20 protein-coding genes are annotated in these 21,931 nt (G+C 35.5%); 19 read left to right on the forward strand and 1 reads right to left on the reverse strand.

Going from position 1 to position 21,931, the window contains the following annotated elements; translation table 11 throughout:
* Positions 1–417 precede the first annotated feature (417 nt).
* From DWW68_RS04905 to DWW68_RS04995, 19 genes are all read left to right on the forward strand, one after another.
* A complete protein-coding gene (locus DWW68_RS04905; protein ID WP_118589128.1) occupies positions 418–1,233 on the forward strand; it encodes a Cof-type HAD-IIB family hydrolase in 816 nt (271 codons plus the stop codon).
* Positions 1,234–1,314: 81 nt separating this feature from the next.
* On the forward strand, positions 1,315–1,713 hold the full coding sequence (locus DWW68_RS04910; RefSeq protein WP_021953714.1) for a transcriptional repressor: 399 nt from the start codon (positions 1,315–1,317) through the stop codon (positions 1,711–1,713).
* A gap of 11 nt (positions 1,714–1,724) precedes the next feature.
* The gene (locus tag DWW68_RS04915; protein WP_158576810.1) at positions 1,725–2,732 is read left to right on the forward strand and encodes a metal ABC transporter substrate-binding protein; all 1,008 of its coding nucleotides are present in this window, start codon (positions 1,725–1,727) and stop codon (positions 2,730–2,732) included.
* 16 nt (positions 2,733–2,748) lie between these two features.
* Positions 2,749–3,453 carry an ABC transporter ATP-binding protein gene (locus DWW68_RS04920; RefSeq protein WP_118589125.1) on the forward strand — a complete coding sequence of 235 codons (705 nt, stop codon included), beginning with the start codon at positions 2,749–2,751 and terminating at the stop codon, positions 3,451–3,453.
* Positions 3,446–4,258, forward strand: a complete 813-nt coding sequence (locus DWW68_RS04925; protein ID WP_021953717.1) for a metal ABC transporter permease — start codon at positions 3,446–3,448, stop codon at positions 4,256–4,258. Before DWW68_RS04920 ends, DWW68_RS04925 begins: the two co-directional genes overlap by 8 nt.
* A 28-nt stretch (positions 4,259–4,286) precedes the next feature.
* Positions 4,287–6,662, forward strand: coding sequence for a DUF4125 family protein (locus tag DWW68_RS04930; RefSeq protein ID WP_118589124.1), 2,376 nt, complete (start codon positions 4,287–4,289; stop codon positions 6,660–6,662).
* A gap of 102 nt (positions 6,663–6,764) precedes the next feature.
* The gene (locus DWW68_RS04935) at positions 6,765–8,600 is read left to right on the forward strand and encodes a YgiQ family radical SAM protein (RefSeq protein WP_118589123.1); all 1,836 of its coding nucleotides are present in this window, start codon (positions 6,765–6,767) and stop codon (positions 8,598–8,600) included.
* Positions 8,601–8,695: 95 nt separating this feature from the next.
* On the forward strand, positions 8,696–9,133 hold the full coding sequence (locus DWW68_RS04940; RefSeq protein WP_118589122.1) for a GatB/YqeY domain-containing protein: 438 nt from the start codon (positions 8,696–8,698) through the stop codon (positions 9,131–9,133).
* Between the two features lie 27 nt (positions 9,134–9,160).
* Complete coding sequence (locus DWW68_RS04945) at positions 9,161–10,897, forward strand: metallophosphoesterase (protein WP_118589121.1); 1,737 nt, start codon at positions 9,161–9,163, stop codon at positions 10,895–10,897.
* Positions 10,898–11,054: 157 nt separating this feature from the next.
* Positions 11,055–12,095 carry a leucine-rich repeat domain-containing protein gene (locus tag DWW68_RS04950; protein WP_158576811.1) on the forward strand — a complete coding sequence of 347 codons (1,041 nt, stop codon included), beginning with the start codon at positions 11,055–11,057 and terminating at the stop codon, positions 12,093–12,095.
* Between the two features lie 235 nt (positions 12,096–12,330).
* Positions 12,331–13,224: a substrate-binding domain-containing protein gene (locus tag DWW68_RS04955; RefSeq protein ID WP_118589119.1), complete on the forward strand. Its 894-nt coding sequence runs from the start codon at positions 12,331–12,333 to the stop codon at positions 13,222–13,224.
* 101 nt (positions 13,225–13,325) lie between these two features.
* Positions 13,326–14,153, forward strand: a complete 828-nt coding sequence (gene pstC / locus DWW68_RS04960; RefSeq protein WP_118589193.1) for a phosphate ABC transporter permease subunit PstC — start codon at positions 13,326–13,328, stop codon at positions 14,151–14,153.
* Between the two features lie 5 nt (positions 14,154–14,158).
* Positions 14,159–15,004, forward strand: a complete 846-nt coding sequence (gene pstA / locus DWW68_RS04965) for a phosphate ABC transporter permease PstA (protein WP_118589118.1) — start codon at positions 14,159–14,161, stop codon at positions 15,002–15,004.
* A 3-nt stretch (positions 15,005–15,007) separates the two neighbouring features.
* Positions 15,008–15,757 carry a phosphate ABC transporter ATP-binding protein PstB gene (pstB, locus tag DWW68_RS04970; RefSeq protein ID WP_118589117.1) on the forward strand — a complete coding sequence of 250 codons (750 nt, stop codon included), beginning with the start codon at positions 15,008–15,010 and terminating at the stop codon, positions 15,755–15,757.
* A gap of 2 nt (positions 15,758–15,759) precedes the next feature.
* Entirely contained in the window at positions 15,760–16,410 is a 651-nt protein-coding gene (gene phoU, locus DWW68_RS04975) for a phosphate signaling complex protein PhoU (RefSeq protein ID WP_118589116.1), read from the forward strand.
* Positions 16,411–16,497: 87 nt separating this feature from the next.
* The gene (locus tag DWW68_RS04980; RefSeq protein ID WP_118589115.1) at positions 16,498–17,169 is read left to right on the forward strand and encodes a response regulator transcription factor; all 672 of its coding nucleotides are present in this window, start codon (positions 16,498–16,500) and stop codon (positions 17,167–17,169) included.
* A gap of 11 nt (positions 17,170–17,180) precedes the next feature.
* Positions 17,181–18,533: an ATP-binding protein gene (locus DWW68_RS04985; protein ID WP_118589114.1), complete on the forward strand. Its 1,353-nt coding sequence runs from the start codon at positions 17,181–17,183 to the stop codon at positions 18,531–18,533.
* A gap of 116 nt (positions 18,534–18,649) precedes the next feature.
* On the forward strand, positions 18,650–20,401 hold the full coding sequence (locus tag DWW68_RS04990; protein ID WP_118589113.1) for a Na/Pi cotransporter family protein: 1,752 nt from the start codon (positions 18,650–18,652) through the stop codon (positions 20,399–20,401).
* A gap of 12 nt (positions 20,402–20,413) precedes the next feature.
* A complete protein-coding gene (locus tag DWW68_RS04995; RefSeq protein ID WP_118589112.1) occupies positions 20,414–20,686 on the forward strand; it encodes a hypothetical protein in 273 nt (90 codons plus the stop codon).
* Positions 20,687–20,959: 273 nt separating this feature from the next.
* Here the strand turns inward: DWW68_RS04995 and DWW68_RS05000 are convergent, their stop codons facing one another.
* Positions 20,960–21,757 carry a polysaccharide deacetylase family protein gene (locus tag DWW68_RS05000; protein ID WP_118589111.1) on the reverse strand — a complete coding sequence of 266 codons (798 nt, stop codon included), beginning with the start codon at positions 21,755–21,757 and terminating at the stop codon, positions 20,960–20,962.
* Between the last annotated feature and the right edge of the window lie 174 nt (positions 21,758–21,931).

Consider the following 21,931-nt stretch of genomic DNA (forward strand, 5'->3'; position numbering starts at 1 on the left):
TTTAGAGTTCCGTAAAATGATAAATGGGTAGGCGTGGCGCCTACCCAAGTTACCATTAATGAAAACATATGACAGGAGGGACCTGCCATATGTCTGAACGTATTAACACGACCAATACGTTCAATTCCCTAAAAATGGGGAATGGAATGATAAGCGAGAAAAACTAAAAAACTTAACATTCCTCTCTCACAATATACATAATAAAAGGAGAGGAGACTAAAAATAGTCTCATAAAAAAAATAAAAAAATTAAAAACAATGAGTAAATAACTTCCCTAATAATTCCCTATAAATTCCCTATAAGTTATTTACAAGTTAAATAATAACCATAAAACGTGAAAATTTAGTGTTTATATTGTAAAATAATTGTTACAATAAGAAATAATAAGAAGAAATAAGACAAAAGGAGAAATAAAATATGTACAAAATGATTGCATTGGATATGGATGGAACTTTGTTAAATTCACAAAAGAAAATTTCAAAGGCAACTTTAGAGGCAATAAACAAAGCATTTAATGCCGGTAAGGAAGTGGTTTTATGTACAGGAAGATGCATACCGGAATTACAGGAATATATTGAACAGATAAAAGACCTGAGATATATTATCGGCATAAGTGGAGCTTTAGTATATGATTTAAAAGAGAAAAAAGAGATTTATATAAACAAAATACCTGAAAATCAGGTGGATATAATATTTGATGCCATAGAAGGAGTGGATGTTTTACCACATATCTTATCAGAAAAATCATTAGTTCAAAAAGGTCAGATGGAGAATATGGAATATTATGGAATGGGGGCGTACAAGTCTTTATTTGAAAAGGTAGCAACACCTGTAGATAATATTGCAGAGTATTCCATAAAAAATAAGGTAGATGTATTAAAGCTTAATTTATATCATGCATTTCAGGAAGATCGTGAAAAAACAAGAAAAAAACTGGAAAAAGAAAACTTTGTTATGGTAAATGCGGAAAAAACATCTCTTGAAATTTCAGCTGCAGGAACTACCAAAGGAACCGGTTTAGCTAAGTTATGTGACTATTTAGGCATAGATTTAAGTGAGGTTATATCTGTAGGGGATGCAGATAATGACTTAGATGTGTTAAGCAAGGCAGGACTTGCGGTAGCCATGGGAAATGCTAATGATAATGTTAAGAAAATATGTGATGTTACGGTAAGGGACTGCGACCATAACGGCTGTGGCGAAGCAATTGAAAAATATTTGTTAAGTGAATAAAGTTTATTTGACAATTCCTGTCTGCAATAGTACAATGGGTGAAAATGAAAATGATTTTCAAATTTGAAAAGAGGTACTATTGTGGCAGGAAAATATAAAACAAAGCAACAGGCAGCTATAAGGGAATGCCTTGAATTAAATAAAGACAGTTATGTTACTGTTAGTGAAATTGAAAAATATCTTAAAAATAATAACTATTCTGTAGGTCTTACAACTATTTACCGCCATTTAGAGAAAATGGAACAGGATGGAATTGTGGCACGAATTAATGTGGAAAAGCAGACGGGAGCATGTTACAGATACATTGCAAACGAGGCTGAGGACGGATTCTACATTGAATGTGAGGAATGTGGACAGGTAGAAAAGATGGAGTGCCATCATTTAGCAGAGCTATACAATCATGTAAGTGTGGATCATCATTTCAGTATTAATCCTAAAAGAACGGTTTTTTATGGAAAATGCAGTAAATGTTCAAAATAAGGGAGAATGAAATGAAGATTAAGAAAATAACTGTGTGGATGATTGTTATGGCAATGGCTGTTTTAACGGTAGGATGCGGTAATAAAATCCCTCATAATGAAAAAGAAAACAAAATAAAGATTATGACAACGCTGTTTCCTTATTATGATTTTGCAAGGGCAGTTACAAAGGGAATTGATAATATAGAGGTGGAGCTTTTAGTATCACCGGGACAGGATGACCATTCCTTTGAACCTACACCTGCTGATGTGGTGAAAATAAACAATGCAGATGTTTTTATTTACAATGGCGGAGGGTTGGAAACATGGGTCAGCACTGTATTAGAATCCCTTGACAATAAAAGCCAGACAGTAATAAAAATGATAGATTGCGTGAAACCGGAAATAGAGGTGGCAGCAGAGAAAGAAGAGCGGGAGAAGGTTTTTGCAGTAGATGACCATGACCACGGTGATGAAAATCCGGAGCATGAGGATGAACACCATCACGAAATCGATGAGCATATATGGACATCACCTGTTATGGCACAAAAACTGGTGGAAAATATATGCCATAATCTGTCGGAAAAAATGCCTGAATATAAGGATGTATTTAATAAGAATTCTAAAGACTACATTAATGAGATAAAAAATGTTGATAAGGAAATCAGAAGTATTACAAATAAAGCACATAAGAAAGAAATTATTTTTGCTGATAAATTCCCTCTTAAATATTTTGCACTGGAATATGGACTTAAATATTATGCGGCATTTGATGGCTGTAGCGGAGAAATGGAGCCTAGTGCCAAAACAGTAGCTTTTTTAATAGACAAGGTTAAGGCAAAGGATGTTCATGGAATTTTTTATTTGGAATTAAGCAGTCAGGCAATGGCAGACGTTATATGTGATGATACAGGAGTAAAAAAATATCAGTTTAATTCCTGCCATAATATAACGGAAAAACAGTTTAAGGAAGGCATAACTTATGTAAACCTTATGAAGGAAAATGCCAATGTTCTTAAAAAGGCACTAAATGTTAAGTAGACACAGGGAGTTAAAAATGAATATAGAATGTAAAAATGTAACATTAGGATATGAAAACAGAATAGTTGCAAAAAATGTAAATTTCAGTATAAATCAGGGAGATTATCTTTGCATAGTAGGAGAGAACGGAACAGGAAAAAGTACGCTTATTAAGACTTTGTTAGGGCTTATTAGTCCTTTGCAGGGAAAGATAAGTATTAACGCGGAAAAAAGCAAAAAAGGTATAGGATATCTTCCACAGCAAACCCAGGCACAAAGGGACTTTCCGGCAAGTGTGTGGGAGGTTGTGTTGTCAGGAGTGCTAAACACAAGGCATAAAAGTCCTTTCTACAGCAAAGAGGACAAAAAAGAGGCAATGGTTAATTTGGAAAAATTAGGAATTGCACACTTAAAAAAGCACTGCTACAGGGAACTTTCAGGTGGTCAGCAGCAAAGGGTATTATTGGCAAGGGCATTATGTGCCACAGACAGCGCCCTTATTTTAGACGAGCCGGTAACCGGTTTAGACCCGGCGGCAGCATTGGAATTTTATGATACAATCAAGGAATTAAACAAGGAGGGAGTTACCATTGTAATGGTAACCCACGACATAAAAAACGCACTGACATATGCTACCCATATTCTTCATTTAGAGCAGGAAAATGACTTCTTCGGAACAGTGGAAGAATATAAGAAATCCAATGTGTCAAACATGTTTTTAGGAGGTGGCGAAAATGCTTAGTCAGATGTTTTCATATGAATTTATACAGAGGGCTTTCATTGGGGGTGTATTAGTTTCCCTTTGTGCGGCACTTTTAGGAGTAAGCCTTGTCTTAAAGAGATATTCCATGATAGGTGACGGGTTATCTCATGTATCCTTTGGAGCATTATCCATTGCGGTAGCCTGTGGATTCGCCCCTATTAAATTTGCCATTCCTGTAGTTATTGTGGCAGCATTTTTGCTCCTTAGATTAGCGGAAAACGGCAAAATGCGAAGTGATGCGGCAATTGCCATGGTATCGGCATCGGCACTTGCCATAGGCGTAATTGTAACCTCACTTACAACAGGTCTTAGCACAGATGTATATAGTTATATGTTTGGAAGTATACTTGCCATGTCAAAGGATGATGTGGTAATTAGCGTGTGCTTATCAGCAGTGGTTATTGTAATGTTTATATTCTGTTATCACAAAATTTTTGCGGTAACCTTTGATGAGAACTTTTCAAAGGCTACGGGAGTTAAAGTGGGAAACTACAATACCCTTATATCAATTTTCACGGCAATTACCGTGGTAATCGGAATAAAAATGATGGGTGCCATGTTAATATCAAGTCTTATTATATTCCCGGCGCTTACATCAATGAGAATATTTAAGTCATTTATCAGTGTAACTATCTGTTCGGCAATTTTAGCAGTTATAAACTTTACCATAGGACTCATATGTTCATATGTATTTTCAATACCGGCAGGAGCTAGCGTAGTGGTGGTAAATTTAGCTGTGTTTATTATTTTTGGAGTAGTTTCCGCCGTAAAGAAACGTGTATAGTTAGGTTATATAGGATTTGGAGGCAGTTATGGATGTTGAGAAGTTTTTAAATAGTTTAGATAATTTATTTGAAAAGAAAAAAATAAATGAAGTTCCGGCTTTTTTGGAGGAAAATTACAATGAGGCTGTAAGGGAAAATGACCTTTCTGCTCAGTTTACCATTCTAAATGAAATGATGGGATTTTTCAGGGATATTAGTGAGTATGAGAAATCCATTAAGGCATGTCATCAATGCATTGACGTTATGCAGAAAATGGGAATACAGGGAAGTGTCCATTATGCAACTTCCCTTCAAAATATTGCCAATGCCCACAGAGCAGCAGGATTGCTAAAAGAAGCACTTCAGTGTTATATGGAGGCTTTTAGAATATACGAAAGAAACATTGATAGTAATGATTACAGATTTGCAAGTTTACATAACAACATTGCCCTTTTATATCAGGAAATAGGAGATTATGAAACAGCAGTGGCACATTTGAAAAAAGCTCTTTCTATTATTAAAAATATACAGGGGGCAGAAATAGAGGTTGCCACCACTTATTCTAATTTAGGGGCATCTTTAGTGGAATTAGATAAAGTGGATGAAGCCGTTGAATATTTAAATAAGGCTTTGAAAATATACCGCAGGGATGAAGTTAAGAACTTCCATTATAGCGGGGCATTATGTGCCATGGCAGGGGCAATGTGTAAAAAGCACCGGTACTATGAAGCAGAAAATTTATACAGGGAAGCTTTAGGGGAAATAGAAGTTAACATGGGAAAAGGAACAGCTTATAAAATTACCAAAGATAATTTGGAAAAGGTAGAAAATAAGCTTAAAAACATGGAAGGAAATTTAAACAGGAATACGGAAAAAAACATATCGGGGTTGCAGCTTGCCAAGGGCTTTTATGAAGAATATGGAGCACCTATGATTGCTGAAAAATTTAAAGAATATGAAGATAAAATTGCCGTGGGATTTGTGGGAGAAGGTTCAGAACGGTTTGGATTTGATGATATTTATTCAAGAGACCATGATTTCGGGCCGGGATTTTCCATGTGGGTAACTAAGTCCACTTACGACCTTATAGGGGAAAAACTTCAGGCAGAATATGAGAAGTTGCCTAAAGAATATATGGGTGTCAGACGAATGGACACTGAAATGGCTAAAGGCAGATTGGGAGTATGCCTTATTGGAGACTTTTACGAAAAATACACAGGCTACAGACAAAGTCCCGAAAAGGTTTCCCAGTGGATAGATATTGATGATGACAAGTTAGCAACAGTGACTAACGGAGAGGTTTTTAGAGATAATGAGGGTATTTTTACAGATATACGAAATCACTTCAGAAGTCAGCCGGAGAAAGCAAGAATCATTAAGTTAGCCAGAGAAGTGTCAAAAATGGCACAGACAGGTCAAAGTAATTATGGCCGTTCAATGGCAAGAAAAGATTATGTTAGTGCCAATATATGTATATCGGAGTTTATTAAAAGTACCATGCACTGCATATATATTTTAAATGGCATGTATTCTCCGTATTACAAGTGGATGGCAGCAGGAATTAAGAAGTATAAACTTATGCCGCAGGTTATGAATTTATTAGAAGAATTGTCGGTATTAAACAGCCAGAAGGCGGTATGGGATAATTATGCTTATGATAATACCTCATATAATAAAGAAGATAAGGCGGCAGTTATTATAGAAGAAGTTGCCAAAATGATAATAAATGAGCTTAAGAATCAGAGAATTGTTAATAATATAAATTCTGATTTTCTAAATGATTATGTGCCGGAAATTGTAAGCAAGGCAGAGTTTGACAGGGAAAAGGTAATTAACGATATTATTCATTTGGAATTTGACGCTTTTGACAAGGTAAATAATAAAGGGGGCAGGGCACAATGTCAGGATAACTGGCCGGTGTTTTATGTAATGAGAAAAAGCCAGTATCTTACATGGACAGATGACATGCTTATTACAATTAGGGATTTGTGGCTTGATAATAAGGAAAAAGGCATAAATATGATTACTGAAAAGTATGGCAGAATGATGGAAAGTACGGTGCCTGAGGAATATGAGGAAATTAAGGATAATTTCCCACCAAAATCTGAAAAAGCAAAGGAAATCGTAAATCAGATTGCACAAATTCAGGTGGAATGGATGAAGGATTTTGCCAAAAGCTACCCGAAGCTTGCAGCTAATGCAAGGGATATTACCAGTGATGCTGACTATGAGTATAATGCCAGCTATGAAACCTACTTAAAGGGAGAGCTTTTGACATACTCAGACAGGCTTCTGCTTATGTATGCAGATTTTATTGTGGATTTATATAAAAACAATAAAAACTTAGCAGAAATGACTATTGAAAACACTGCTAAGATGCAGGGTTACAAAAGCTTAGAGGAAGCAGAAGCAAGTCTTAAATAAATACCTTAATTAATTAAAGTATCCGTTGAAAGCAATCATTTTATATACTATGATATAAGGATGTCAGGTAACAAATAAGAGATTTATGGAGTGGAGAAGATTATGGCATTTTTACCGATTTCAAAAAAAGATATGAAAAAGCAGGGAATTAAACAGCTGGATTTTGTATATATTATAGGTGACGCTTACGTGGATCACCCATCCTTTGGTCATGCCATAATCAGCAGGGTTCTTCAGGCACATGGATACACTGTGGGGATTATTTCACAGCCGGACTGGAAGGACGACAACAGCATAAATATTCTGGGAGAACCAAGGCTTGGTTTTTTAATAATGAGTGGGAACATGGATTCCATGGTAAATCATTATTATGTTTCAAAAAAACGAAGGGAAACAGATGCCTACACTCCGGGAGGAGTTATAGGAAAAAGACCTGACCATGCAGTAGTTGTATATTCAAATCTCATTCGCAGAACTTATAAGAATAAGCCTGTCATTATAGGAGGAATAGAGGCAAGCCTTAGAAGAATGGCACATTATGATTACTGGAGTAACAGCTTTAAACATTCTATTTTGTTAGATTCCCAGGCTAATCTTATTTGTTATGGAATGGGTGAAAAATCCATAGTTCAAATTGCAGATGCATTGGATAGCGGAATGGATGTTAAGGATATTACCTATATACCGGGAACGGTTTTTAAAACAAGAGATTTGTCTTTAGCATATGACCCGATTATCCTTCCTTCTTTTGATGAGATGAAGGAGGATAAGTTAAATTATGCCAAAAGCTTTAAGATACAAAGTGAAAATACAGACCCTTATAATGGAAAAACATTAGTGGAACCATACCCTAACGGAGTGTATGTGGTGCAAAATCCACCTCAGGAGCCACTTACCCAAATGGAAATGGATGATGTTTATGATTTGCCATATGAGAGAACATATCATCCTATATATGAAAAGGATGGAGGCATACCTGCTATTTCGGAAATCAAATTTTCCATTACAAGTTGTAGGGGATGTTTTGGGGCATGTAGTTTTTGCGCATTAACATTTCATCAGGGAAGAATTATTCAGACAAGAAGTCATGAGTCTATTATAAATGAAGCAAAGAAAATAACGGAAATGCCTGATTTTAAAGGGTATATTCATGATGTGGGAGGTCCTACAGCCAACTTTTACCATCCATCATGTAAGAAACAGCTTACTTCAGGTGTTTGTAAAAACAGGCAGTGTTTGTGGCCGACTCCGTGTAAAAATTTAGATACCGACCACAGTGAATATTTAAAATTACTTAGAAAACTTCGGGAACTTCCCAAAATTAAGAAGGTTTTTGTCCGTTCAGGTATCAGGTTTGATTATATTATGGAGGATAAGAATGACAGGTTTTTCAACGACCTTGTAAGATACCATATAAGCGGGCAGCTTAAGGTGGCACCGGAGCATATTTCAGATAAGGTTTTATCTTATATGGGAAAGCCACCTCATTGTGTTTATGAGAAGTTTATAGACAAGTATTATAAAATGAATGAAAAAGAAGGGAAAAAACAGTTTGTTGTGCCTTATCTTATGAGTTCACATCCGGGTTCTGATATGAAGGAGGCAGTAAAGTTAGCTGAGTATTTAAGGGATATAGGCTATAATCCCCAGCAGGTTCAGGATTTTTACCCGACACCATCTACCATGTCTACGGTAATGTATTACACCGGAGTTGATCCAAGAACCATGGAGCCGGTGTATGTGCCTAAAAATCCTCACGAAAAGGCTATGCAAAGGGCATTGATGCAGTATCGTAAGCCTGAAAATTACAAGCTGGTAAAGGAAGCACTTCATATTGCAGGCAGGGAAGATTTAATTGGTTTTGATAAAAAATGCCTTATAAAACCCCGTCAGATAAAGAAGGAAAAAGCTGCCGTAAAAAAAGGAAAAAGAAAATAAAAAGTCTCTGTGAATATGTTAAAAAAAGACATATACAGGGTTGACCATAGAATTTTTGAAATGTAGAATAGATAGAGAAAGAGAGGTATTAAGTAATGGATATTAAAGTATTACAAAAAGATATGATTGCAGCCATGAAGGCTAGAGATAAAGCTAGAAAGGAATCAATTTCAGCATTGATTCAGGCGGTAAAGAAAGCAGGGATTGACGCAGGATGCAGGGAGGATATTCCTGAAGAAATGGTAAATAAAGTTATTTTAAAGGAATTAAAGACAGTTAAGGAACAGATTGACAGCTGCCCTGCCGACAGAACAGATTTAATTGAAGAGTATCAGGCAAGATACGATGTGTTTAATGAGTATGCACCAAAGCTTATGAGTGCAGAAGAGGTAGAAGCTGAACTTACTGAAAAATTCGCTGATGTTATTGCTACAAAGAACAAAGGTCAGATTATGAAAACTGTAATGCCGGCATTTAAAGGAAGAGCCGACGGAAAAGTTATAAACCAGATAGTGGCAAAGCTTTGCCAGTAATACATTTAGCGGGAGGAATATGAACAGATGACAAATAATAGAGCATTTAAAGCACGTTTTGTATCATTAGTGCTTATTATAGTACTTGTATTAGGGCTTTCTTCCAGATATCCTTTAGGAGCGTTAGCCACAGTTACCGGTGCGGCTCCTATAGATTTGGGAGTAACATATAATTTTGCCAACTTTAATGCAGCATCGGCATATGGCACCGTGAAGCTGGTTACCAATGAGAAAGCTTCATACGACTTATACTGGGGCGACGGAGAAGGTAACAAATTAAAATATGATAACATTGAGTTTACGGAATTTGGCACAATCACTACAGACGAGGTAAATAATAACAGTGAATATCAGGGCAGTTATCGGATTACCTCTCCATATTTAGTTATACCTGAGGGAGCAAAGGAAGTTCTTGTTTATAAAGAAGAAACCAAAACTCCTTACAAGTGTGACATACCGGAAAGCAAACAGTTTAATGAGGGAAAGGTTTCCTATAGTTTTGGTCTTATGAGTGATGTTCACTTTAACAGATATAATGACTATTCACAGGATGATTCAGTACCGGCTTTTAATAATGCCCTTAAATTTATAAACGACAGAAATATTGATTTTGTAGGAATGACAGGAGATTTAAGTAATCAGGGTGAGGATGATTCCTACAAAAAATTTAATAATGCCATAAATAAATATCCCGGCATGACGGTTTATACATGTATGGGAAACCATGATGTTTCCTGGACCGGAAGTCAGGAAGCACATGTTAAGTCTTTTGCAAAGCAGGTTAATACTAAAAGAACTTCTGACAAAAATATCCGTACAATAAGTTCTAACGGTGTTGATTTTGTTTACGAAAAAAATGGTGATATATTTATATTTTTCAGTCAGACAAGGGGATTTTACAGAAAAAATATTTCTATTGTAAGCGAGCAGCAGCTTAACTGGCTGGAGAAAAATCTAAATACATATGCCAATAAAAATGTTTACCTGTTTTTCCACACATATTTTGCAGATGAAAAGGGAGATGCAACAAAGGCTGTGGGAAATCTCAAAAATCCGGGGGGATACACTTATGACTTGACATATATATTTGGAAATTCTGATGAGGTAAGATTTAGAAAACTTTTAAATAAGTATCCAAATGTTACCATGTTTAGCGGACATTCCCACTGGGCGTATGACCAGCAGAAGTATAATTCTAATTTAAATATTGGAAATATTAATAAAAAAGCTACCGGAGCGTCCCTTGTTCATATAGCAAGTGTCAGTGCACCTCGTACAATAGAGGAAAATTCCACCAACCGTGAGGAAAACAACGGCTTAAAGTCTCAGGGCACCATTGCCCTTAAGTATTCTAAGTTTACGGTTTATTTAGGGGTTGATTTTAAAGAAGGAAAGTATTTAGCATATGCATCTTATTTAAATAAAGATGGAAAGAAATCCACACCTAAGCCGGCGCTTAAAATTGCTAAAGCAAAGATATCTTCTGTAAGCAAAGCTAAAAAATTATCAAAGAAGTCTAAAAAATATAAGGTTTCAATAAGATACAGAAAAGTGGATAATGCCACAAAGTACCAGGTGCAGTATTCTACTAACAACAAATTTAAGAAGGCTAAAACCAAGACCGTAAAAACCAACAGATATACCATAAAGGGCCTAAAGAAAAATACAAGGTATTATATCAGAGTAAGAGCAGTGGGGTATCAGTTTGGCTACAAAATAACCGGTAGCTGGTCAGCAACTAAAAAGGTTAAAACCGGAAAATAGTTAATGCAAAATAATAAATAAGGTTAAGAAAGAAGTTTTAGATATAATGAGCAAAAGTAAAATTGTTATTAAAAAGAATATAAAACTCATAAATAATAAAACTATCCGGACAACTAGGAAGATAAAGAATCATACTAAGATACATTTTAGAGGAAGAGTGAAGAAGAGGTCTGGCATTAGAAGATTAAATCCCGTTAAAAGGATGAGTTCAGCTAAGGGAACAAATCTTGCTGATAAGCCAAAAACATCCGCTGCAAAAGGCGGCAGAAAAATCACCACCGGAAGACTTCTTATAATTGATGTTGTAATAATTCTTGTTATTTTTGGCATGTTTGGGATTATTAGATATATTAAAAATAGCAATTATGAGTACGTAGTTGATTATGACAAACTAAGTATTGCAGGCAAGTGGTACAAGGTTGATTTGGATGAAATAACCGTTGTCTCTTTTACTGAGGGTGGTAAATATGAAGAAAAGGATTTGTCTGGAAATAAGATGGATTCAGGTTCTTATACCATAGAAAATCATAAGCTTAAACTGGGAAATAAGGCTATTTACATGAATTATTTTGATGAAAAAGAGCAGTTTAAGGATGTAATAGATAAAGATAACGTATCGGAATATGAGCTTCGGAAATATTTTTACACGGAAGATAATGACAATGACAGGATTGATTATTTCTCCCGGGAGGATAGTGCGGCAGACCAGTTAGAAGCTAATCTTTCAACCAACAGGTATTATGAAAAATCAGGAATGGTTGACGATAATGGTTTCGCAATTGACGGAGAGCGAAATCTTTTAGCATATGTTGGAAATGCAGCAGAAATTACTATTCCGAAGGAAGTAAATACAATAGCCGAAAATGCCATGTCCGCTGACTATCAAAGAGGATTAAATACGAAAAAAGTTACAATTACTTCTAATGTTAAAAAGATAGAAAGCGGAGCATTTTCTTTTTCTAAAATTGATACGGTAGTAATTGAAGAAGGTGTAAATGAAATAGAAACATGGGCTTTTGGTGACAGTGAAATAAAGGATATATATTTCCCGGAAACTGTGGAAAATATGCAAAAAGGAATATTTGACACAGAGGAAGGCTTAGAAGGTTTGACGATTCACTGTAAGAAAGACTCACAGGTGGAGCAGTTCTTTAAAGACAATCCACCTACCGGAAAATATACAATTGAAGAATATTAGGATTGAAAATGAAGTTAAAGGGTCTGGCAGCGCCAGACCCTTTACTATTATCAATCTTAATTAAGTTTTATCATAATAAGATACCAGCCGTGTGGTACCATTGAAAAGCAAAAAACAAAAATCCCACTACATTTTAAATAGATTTAACATTAACGTGACATTGCTTTTTACATAAGTCTAATATTATACATCGTGAAAGGAAACAAATAATTGATTTTTTAAAGGAGAAAACAGAATGAGAAAGAAATTTTTAGCAGTTATGACTGCAGCAGTTATTACAACAATGGCATTTACAGGATGTGGAAGTTCATCAAATGATAAGACAACAGATGCAGGAACAAATGCATCAACAGCACTGAGCGGAGACATTTCAGTTATCTCAAGAGAGGATGGCTCAGGTACAAGAGGAGCTTTCGTAGAACTTATGGGAATAGTTGATGATCAGGATAACGACATTACAACCCAGACAGCAGAAATCACAAACAGTACATCAGTAATGCTTAAGACAGTAAGTCAGAATGAAAAGTCAATCGGTTATGTGTCTCTTGGTTCTTTATCAACAGATGTTAAGACACTTAAGGTTGACGGAGCCGAGGCAACAGCAGAAAATGTTAAGGCAGGTTCATATAAAGTATCAAGACCATTTAACATTTGCTACAAGGAGGATAAGCTTTCAGATTTAGATAAAGACTTCATTTCTTACGTAATGAGCGAAGAAGGACAGAAGATTGTAAATGATGAAGGATATATTGGACTTACTCCGGAAGGAAAATATACAGGCAGCAAGCAGAAGGGTAAGATTAAATTAGCAGGTTCAACATCAGTTTCACCGCTTATGGACAAAATCAAAGATGCTTACACAGCAATTAACCCCGATGTAACAATTGAAATTCAGGAATCAGGTTCTTCAGCAGGTATCCAGGCAGCTACAGAAGGTGCAGCACAGATTGGTATGTCATCTAGAGAATTAAAGGATGAAGAATTATCAGCAGGTCTTACATCAAAACAGATTGCAATGGATGGTATCGCAGTTATCGTAAACAACGCTAACCCATTAACAGATATTACAAGTGACCAGATTAAGGGAATTTATACAGGCGAGACAACAAAGTGGGAAGACGTTAAATAGTGAATGATTTTTCAGGATTGCACCGTACCATTTTAATGGGCGGTGCTTCTTGCATAGTTAGTTAAGGAGTAATTAGTTTGAATAAAGGATTAGAATTCTTAATGAAAATAGTGTTTCTTGTATGTGCATGTATATCAATTGCGGCAGTTGTACTTATTTGTATATTTATGTTTGCCAATGGTATGCCGGCAATACAGGAAATAGGGCCTATCAAATTTCTTTTTGGAACGGAATGGAAGCCGGGGCAGGGAATATTCGGTATAGGTCCAATGATTATTGGCAGTATTTATGTTACTGCAGGTGCAATGATAATAGGTGTACCACTAGGTCTTCTTACTGCAGTATTCCTCGCAAAATACTGTCCCTCTACATTATATAAAGTAATAAAACCTATCATTAACCTGATGGCCGGAATACCTTCTATTATATATGGTTTCTTTGGTTTAGTAGCGATAGTTCCGGCTATTCAGGATATATTTGGTACCAGCGGAAAAGGGATTCTTGCAGCATCTATCCTCCTTGGAATGATGATCCTCCCTACCATAATTAACACTGCGGAATCATCTATAAGAGCAGTGCCAATCAGTTATTTTGAAGGGGCACTGGCGCTAGGAGCAACAAAGGAAAGAAGCATATTTAAAACAGTGATACCCGCTGCTAAGTCAGGAGTTATGTCAGGAATAATTCTTGGAATGGGAAGAGCAATTGGTGAAACAATGGCGGTGGTTATGATAGCAGGAAATCAGCCGATTTTTCCGGACAGCATTCTTAGCGGGACAAGAACCCTTACAACTAACATTGTGTTGGAAATGGCTTATTCCACAGGGTTACACAGAAAGGCACTTATTGCCACGGCGGTCGTATTATTTGTATTCATTTTAATAATAAACGTATGTTTCTCTATTTTAAATAGAAGAAGTGAGAGTTAAGGAGAATGGTTATGAATAAAGTAAAAGAATATTTGAGAAAGCCGGGCTCGTTAATTATGCTCATTTTAATATTATTAGCCGTTACAATTACGGTGGCATCAATGATTTATCTGGTTATATACATACTTGTAAATGGAATCCCATATATAACACCGGATTTATTTGCATGGAAGTATAATACGGAAAATGTATCAATGACGCCGGCAATTATAAACACAATTATAATGGTATTTTTAACACTGTTATTAGCAGTACCTATTGGAATTGCAGCAGCAATATATCTGGTAGAATACTCAAAGAGAAACTCAAAATTAGTTAAGGTAATAAGACTTACAACGGAAACGTTAGCAGGTATTCCTTCTATTGTATTTGGTCTTTTTGGATTTATTGTATTTGTATTATTACTTAAGTGGGGAAACTCACTGCTAGCAGGTGTACTTACCCTTACCATGATGGTTTTACCAACAATAGTAAGAACTACCGAGGAATCTCTTTTGGCAGTTCCTGATATGTTTAGAGAAGGAAGCTATGGACTTGGGGCAGGAAAGCTTAGAACAATATTCGTTATTGTTCTTCCGGCAGCAATTCCCGGAATATTATCGGGAGTAATTCTTGCCATTGGACGAATTGTAGGAGAAAGTGCAGCTCTTATATTTACAGCAGGAACAGTGGCAGAAGTGCCAAAGAGTCTGTTTTCATCTACCAGAACTTTGGCAGTACATATGTATTCGCTGTTAAATGAAGGATTGTATACTAATCAGGCATATGCTACGGCAGTAATACTTCTTGTAATTGTATTAATTATTAACGGACTGTCAGGTCTGGCAGCAAAGAAAGTTGGGAAGGAATAAAAAATGGAAAAATTTGACATACAAAATATGGAACTTCACTACGGTGATTTTCATGCAATAAAAAATGTAAATCTTAATATACCGCCAAATGAAATAACGGCATTTATCGGACCTTCAGGATGTGGTAAATCAACAGTTTTAAAATCACTTAACAGAATGAATGATTTAGTGCCGGATTGCAAAATTGAGGGACTTATCACCTTAGACGGTGAAGATATTTATAAAAACATAGATGTAAATATTCTTAGAAAGAGAGTAGGAATGGTTTTCCAAAAGCCTAATTTGTTCCCAATGAGCATATATGACAATATTGCTTACGGGCCTAGAACCCACGGTATTCACTCTAAAGCTAAGTTAGATGAGATTGTGGAGAAAACACTTAAGCAGGCAGCAATCTGGGATGAAACAAAGGATAAACTTAAAAAGAGTGCTTTGGCAATGTCCGGTGGACAGCAGCAGAGATTGTGTATTGCAAGGGCATTGGCAGTTAATCCGGAAGTAATTCTTATGGATGAGCCTACATCAGCTCTTGACCCTATTTCTACATCCAAAATAGAGGATTTGGCTGTGGAACTTAAAAAGGATTACACGGTAATTATGGTAACCCATAATATGCAGCAGGCAGCAAGAATATCAGACAAAACAGCATTCTTTTTATTAGGTGAAGTAATTGAATTCGGTGATACAGAGCAGATGTTCTCAATGCCTAGGGATAAGAGAACAGAAGATTATATAACAGGAAGGTTTGGTTAATTATGAGAAATAAATTTGATGAACAGTTGCATAATCTTAATGATGAAATGATTAAAATGGGAAAATTATGTGAGCAGGCTATAGCTGCTGCAATTAAAATGACAATGGACCATGCCAATGAGGAATTAAAGGCAGAAGTTCTTGATACAGATGCTGAAATTGACAGAAAAGAAAGAGTTATTGAAAATATCTGTATGAAGCTTTTACTTAGACAACAGCCGGTAGCAAGGGATTTAAGAGTGATTTCCTCAGCCCTTAAAATGATATCGGACATGGAGAGAATTGGTGATCAGGCATCAGACATAGTGGAACTTGCCAAATACATAAAGGACAGCAATTTAAAATATCAGGTACATTTAAATGATATGGCAAATGAGGTTATTAAAATGGTAACTTTAAGTGTTGATTCCTTTGTAAGCAAAGACTTAGATAAGGCAAAAAGTGTTATTTTAAGTGATGATGTAGTTGATAACTATTTTGATGAAATAAAGAAAGAACTTATTTCTAAAATTGCTGAAGATACTGAAGGTGGAGAGGAATGTATTGACACTCTTATGATTGCCAAGTATTTGGAAAGAATTGGTGACCATGCCACAAATATTGCCGGATGGGTAGAATACTCCATTTTAGGAACTCATTATGAAGGTGAATAATTAATTTATAATTTGACCTAAAATTTACATAGGATTAACTTAAAAATTACAAAAGAGGATTATTCTGGAATAAAGGAGGACGGTAAGATGGTATATTTAGTCGAAGATGACAGCAGTATAAGAGAACTGGTTGCATATACATTAAATAGTACAGGAATACAGGCAGAAGGCTTTGAAAAACCATCGGATTTCTGGAAAGCCTTAAATACAAAAATGCCGTCGTTGGTTATTCTGGATGTGATGCTTCCGGAAGAAAGCGGTATAGAGATACTTCAAAAACTGAGAAAAAATCCCATGACGGAAAGGGTTCCGGTAATTATGGCAACAGCCAAAACCAGTGAATATGATAAAATAAACGGTTTAGAAAGTGGAGCTGATGATTACATTGCAAAACCTTTTAGTATGATGGAAATGGTAGCAAGGGTTAAGGCACTTCTAAGAAGGTCGAAATTTAACAGCTATCAGTCAGATTATACAATAGATAATCTATATGTGTGTCCGGCAAAGCATATAGTAAAGGTGGATGGTAAGGAAGTAATTCTTACTTTAAAGGAATTTGAAATGTTATGTCTTTTAATAAAAAACAAAGGAATTGTCCTTACAAGAGATCAGCTTTTAAATAAAATATGGGGTTACTCCTTTGACGGAGAAAGCAGGACAGTAGACGTACATATTCGTACATTGCGCCAGAAACTAACCACTGCAGGCAATGTAATAAAGACTATACGTGGTGTAGGATATAAAATAAGTAATAGTTAAGAGGAATAAAAATGATAAGAATAAAGAAAATGAGCAAAAGGATTTTTCTTAATATGTTTATCATTTCTTCTGTTGTAATAGCATTAACTACCATTCTAACTGTAGTAATCGTTTACAAAAGTTTTTCAAATCAAAATATTGCAGCCTTAAAGGGCGAATTAACGGCCACATCAAGCGGTGTAGAACTGAATGGTGTGGCCTTTTTGAAATCTTTAAGTGGAAAACACAGAATAACGTTAGTAGATAGTTCCGGCAAGGTGTTATTTGACAATAGAAATGATATTAACAGTTTAGGAAATCATAATGACAGGGAAGAAATAAGGGAAGCAAGAGAAAATGGTACAGGTTATTCTGAAAGATACTCTGATACACTATCAAGGAAAACAATAAATGTAACAAAGCTTCTTAATAACGGAGATGTACTAAGATTGTCGGAGGATATGTCTACAGTGTGGTCAACATTTATGGATACAATATTTCCCATGATATGTGTTATGGTTTTTGCCATTCTTATAGCGGCATATATGGCAGGAAGGGTTTCAAAGGCAGCAACCACACCAATAAATCAAATCGATTTAAATGAACCTGACAGGGAAAAGGTATATGATGAAATTGAACCTTTAATAGATAAAATCATAAAGCAAAACAATCAGATAGATAAACAGATAGAGCAGCTTAACATGGAACATGAAAAGCAGGATAATTTAAGGCGGGATTTTACTGCCAATGTATCCCATGAATTAAAAACACCTCTTACTTCCATATCCGGCTTTGCGGAAATAATTCAAAACGGAATGGTGAAAGAGGAGGACATTACAAGATTTGCAGGAAAAATACATTCAGAGGCGCAAAGATTAATTATTTTAGTTGGTGATATTATTAAGCTTTCCCAGTTAGATGGCAAGGATATTGCCGTGAAAATGGAACCAATTGACTTATATGAAACAAGTCAGGCAGTTATGGGACATTTAGAGGCGGCAGCGGAAAAGAGAAATATCAAAATGTTTCTTTCAGGAAAGCATTTGGTAATTACCGGGGCAGAGCAGATTATTGAGGAAATGATATTTAATCTGATTGACAATGCCATAAAATATAATAAAACCGGTGGAAAAATCTATGTGAACATTTTAAAAAATGACGATGGAATAAATTTGTCGGTGGAAGATACGGGAATTGGAATAAAAGACGAGGATATCGGGAGAATATTTGAAAGATTTTACCGGGCAGACAAAAGTCATTCTAAGGAAATAGGTGGAACAGGACTGGGGCTTTCCATTGTAAAGCATGGCGCCAATTTTCATAATGCCAAGGTTTTTGTTAAGAGCAAATACAAAGAAGGAACAAAAATCACCATTTTATTCTAAATTTTTCGCAAATTTAACTTAGATTTTACATTACAAATAATTACAATTTACAAGGCACCTATACTATAAAATTAAAGAAACAAAAAGAAACCAAATATTTTATAGTGGAGGGAAAAATGAACATATTTAATTTTTTATCGCTAATAGGTGGTCTGGCACTATTTCTTTATGGAATGAACATTATGGGAGAAGCCTTAGAGAAGCGTGCCGGTAATCAGTTAAAGTCAATTTTGGAAAAACTCACATCCAGCAGATGGAAGGGATTCCTTCTTGGAGCAGGGGTGACTGCCATAATACAAAGTTCATCAGCCACTACTGTTATGGTAGTAGGATTTGTAAACTCAGGTATTATGACACTTAAACAGGCTATTGGAATAATAATGGGAGCCAACGTTGGTACAACCATTACAGCCTGGATATTAAGCCTTACGGGAATTACCAGTGACAACATTTTAGTAAGCCTTTTAAAGCCAACATCATTTACACCGATTTTGGCAATGGTTGGAATAATTCTTGTAATGGGAAAGAAAAATTCAAAAAATGCTGATTTAGGAAACATATTATTAGGATTTGCAGTGCTTATGTTTGGAATGGAGGCAATGTCATCAGCAGTAAGTCCTCTTAGGGATGTCCCCCAGTTTCAACATATTCTTACAATGTTTAGCAATCCTGTATTAGGTGTGTTAGCAGGAGCTGCCCTTACTGCAATTATACAAAGTTCATCAGCATCAGTTGGTATTTTGCAGGCATTAGCATCTACAGGAGCAGTAAGCTATGGCAGCGCCATTCCGATTATAATGGGACAGAACATCGGAACATGTGTTACTGCAATGATTTCTTCTGTTGGAGCTAATAAAAATGCCAAGAGAACAGCTGTTGTTCACCTTACATTTAACATTATAGGAACAGCAGTAATACTTACAGTATTTTGTATAGTAAACAGTCTTATACATTTTTCGTTTATAGATGAAAGTGCCAGTTTACTGGGAATTGCGGTAATACATTCTTTGTTTAATGTTTTATGTACGGCTTTGTTATTCCCGTTTGCTAATCAGTTGGAAAAGCTGGCATGCTTTATTGTAAGGGATGCAAAAGTTGGAGATTCTCTTCAGTTGTTAGATGAGAGACTTTTGGCAACACCAACTATAGCTATTGAACAGTGTAAGAAACAGGTTCAGACAATGTTTGATAAAACAATACAGGGTGTTAAATCTGCCTGCCAATTAATAGGTGAATATAGCGAAAAGAATTTTGAAAACATAAAAGATTGCGAAAAGGAAATTGATAAATATGAGGACAAGTTAGGCACATATCTTGTACATGTAAGTAAGCAAAATTTAAGTGAACAGGATAGCCGTGTGGTAAGCGAGTTACTTCATATTATCGGTGATGTAGAAAGAATTTCCGACCATTCCGTTGGAATTGCAAAATCAGCAGAAGAGATTGCTGAAAAGAAGTTGAAATTTTCTGATAATGCTTCAAAAGAAATAAGAAAAATGATAGCAGCGGTAGCTGAAATTTTGGAAGAAACTAATATGGCGTATATAAATAATGATGCAGATGCTGCCGTTTCAGTTGAGGCAATGGAAAGGGTGATAGATAAGCTTAAACATGAACTAAAGAAACGTCATATAGACAGGCTTAAAAAAGGTGAATGTACTATTGAACAGGGATTTATTATGACTGATATTATTACTGCACTGGAAAGAATATCAGACCATTGTTCTAACATAGCCGGATGTGTTGAGGAAATTGCCCACGGCAGTCTTGGACTTCATGAGTATAGCAGGGAAATTGACAAAATGCCGGGAAGTGAGTTTTACAACATATATAAAGATAGGCTTAGTAAATATACAGCAGAATTGTAAGGAGGCACTATTATGCATGAAATGTATGGAGTTATATGGAAGGTTGCATTAAGGATACACGAATTTTTGCCGGTGTCAAAAAGAGGATGTTATCTGGCATTAAACACTTTATTATGGTGTTTAATGGGAATGATACTATATGGAGCTGCCATTTTATTGACACCATACATATTTAGCACATTATACTGTTTTGCAACGGCAGGTTATCTGGGAATGATAATGGGATTCGGTGGAGGTTTCATGTTCATTCTGCGAAACACCCAGCCGGATGATTTGGAAAATTAAGAAAATATATAAGGTTAAAAATGTTAGCATTTTAAACCGAAAATTATAGTGTAGCAGCAAAAGTCACCATGTGATTGAGGGTATCATTTAAAAATATTCTTGTCAATAACAACTAAGATTGTTAAATAAAAACGAAAATATATAGAACGCAGATAAACAGGCGTACAAAAGAATAAACAGCTTAGAATTGTGTGTAACATAAAATAAGTTGAGAGAAGATCCTTATGAGTACAGAGAAAACCACCGGCTAAGCCGGTGGGGTTGTATATAAAGTTATTGACTTGTATCCTGTACCTGACTGCCATCCGGTTCGATATGGAAATTGTCCATATATATTAGATTTGATACAGGAACAATTTCATAGCCTTTTTTCTTTAAACCTTCAATTACTTTAGGCAAAGCTTCAGCAGTATATTTTGCACCATTATGCATAAGGATAATAGAACCGTTTTTTAAATCTTTGTGGTTAAGGATGGTACTTACAATAGAATCGGTACCATAGTTTTTCCAATCCTGACTGTCAATATTCCATTGAATGGCATAATAATTAAGAGATTTAGCCTGGGTTAAAAGGGCATTACTATAGTCACCATAAGGAGGGCGGAAAAGATTCATGGTAACTCCGGTAAGCTCTTTTACTTTTTCAGTTACAGTATTAATTTCGTCAGATATTTCGGTGGCATCTAATTCAGGCATATGTTTGTGATGGTAGCTGTGATTACCCAAATCATGACCGGCAGCCTGCATTTTTTTGACAGCCTCAGGATATTTTTCAACCCAGTTTCCTGTAATAAAAAATGTTGTTTTAACATCATATTTTTTTAGAACACTTAAAATCTTTTCTATATCTTCGTTTCCAAAATCGGCATCAAAGGAAAGGGAAACAAGTTTTTTATTGGTTTTTACATTACATATAGGAATGTCCTTTGGGGTATTAGTAGCAGTCAGGGAATCAAAGCCTTCTTTAAAAATATTTTCCTGATAATGGTATGTAACACCAGCCACTGCAATAAGAATGCATAGCCAAAAAATACTTCGCCTCAATAATGAAATTTGCTGTGAACCAGACATAACAATTCTCCGGAAACTTATTATTATAATTTATGCTAAAAAAAATATAATATGATTGTGCAATTCATCAAATTAATATTAATTTTGTTTAATAAAATAAGAAAGAGATTAAATATTATCGGGAATAATATTAATGATGCAATTTGTTGATTTTTGCAAAAATGTTTATATAAT

The organism is Eubacterium sp. AF16-48, assembly GCF_003479405.1.
Classification (GTDB): Bacteria; Bacillota; Clostridia; order Lachnospirales; family Lachnospiraceae; genus Eubacterium_G; species Eubacterium_G segne.

Excerpts from the sequence above, each read along its gene's own strand:
- DWW68_RS04905 (WP_118589128.1), top strand. The coding sequence starts at position 418 with ATGTACAAAATGATTGCATTGGATATGGATGGAACTTTGTTAAATTCA.
- DWW68_RS04915 (WP_158576810.1), top strand. The coding sequence starts at position 1,725 with ATGAAGATTAAGAAAATAACTGTGTGGATGATTGTTATGGCAATGGCT.
- DWW68_RS04920 (WP_118589125.1), top strand. The coding sequence starts at position 2,749 with ATGAATATAGAATGTAAAAATGTAACATTAGGATATGAAAACAGAATA.
- DWW68_RS04925 (WP_021953717.1), top strand. The coding sequence starts at position 3,446 with ATGCTTAGTCAGATGTTTTCATATGAATTTATACAGAGGGCTTTCATT.
- DWW68_RS04930 (WP_118589124.1), top strand. The coding sequence starts at position 4,287 with ATGGATGTTGAGAAGTTTTTAAATAGTTTAGATAATTTATTTGAAAAG.
- DWW68_RS04935 (WP_118589123.1), top strand. The coding sequence starts at position 6,765 with ATGGCATTTTTACCGATTTCAAAAAAAGATATGAAAAAGCAGGGAATT.
- DWW68_RS04940 (WP_118589122.1), top strand. The coding sequence starts at position 8,696 with ATGGATATTAAAGTATTACAAAAAGATATGATTGCAGCCATGAAGGCT.
- DWW68_RS04945 (WP_118589121.1), top strand. The coding sequence starts at position 9,161 with ATGACAAATAATAGAGCATTTAAAGCACGTTTTGTATCATTAGTGCTT.
- DWW68_RS04955 (WP_118589119.1), top strand. The coding sequence starts at position 12,331 with ATGAGAAAGAAATTTTTAGCAGTTATGACTGCAGCAGTTATTACAACA.
- pstC (WP_118589193.1), top strand. The coding sequence starts at position 13,326 with ATGAAAATAGTGTTTCTTGTATGTGCATGTATATCAATTGCGGCAGTT.
- pstA (WP_118589118.1), top strand. The coding sequence starts at position 14,159 with ATGGTTATGAATAAAGTAAAAGAATATTTGAGAAAGCCGGGCTCGTTA.
- pstB (WP_118589117.1), top strand. The coding sequence starts at position 15,008 with ATGGAAAAATTTGACATACAAAATATGGAACTTCACTACGGTGATTTT.
- phoU (WP_118589116.1), top strand. The coding sequence starts at position 15,760 with ATGAGAAATAAATTTGATGAACAGTTGCATAATCTTAATGATGAAATG.
- DWW68_RS04980 (WP_118589115.1), top strand. The coding sequence starts at position 16,498 with ATGGTATATTTAGTCGAAGATGACAGCAGTATAAGAGAACTGGTTGCA.
- DWW68_RS04985 (WP_118589114.1), top strand. The coding sequence starts at position 17,181 with ATGATAAGAATAAAGAAAATGAGCAAAAGGATTTTTCTTAATATGTTT.
- DWW68_RS04990 (WP_118589113.1), top strand. The coding sequence starts at position 18,650 with ATGAACATATTTAATTTTTTATCGCTAATAGGTGGTCTGGCACTATTT.
- DWW68_RS04995 (WP_118589112.1), top strand. The coding sequence starts at position 20,414 with ATGCATGAAATGTATGGAGTTATATGGAAGGTTGCATTAAGGATACAC.
- DWW68_RS05000 (WP_118589111.1), bottom strand. The coding sequence starts at position 21,757 with ATGTCTGGTTCACAGCAAATTTCATTATTGAGGCGAAGTATTTTTTGG.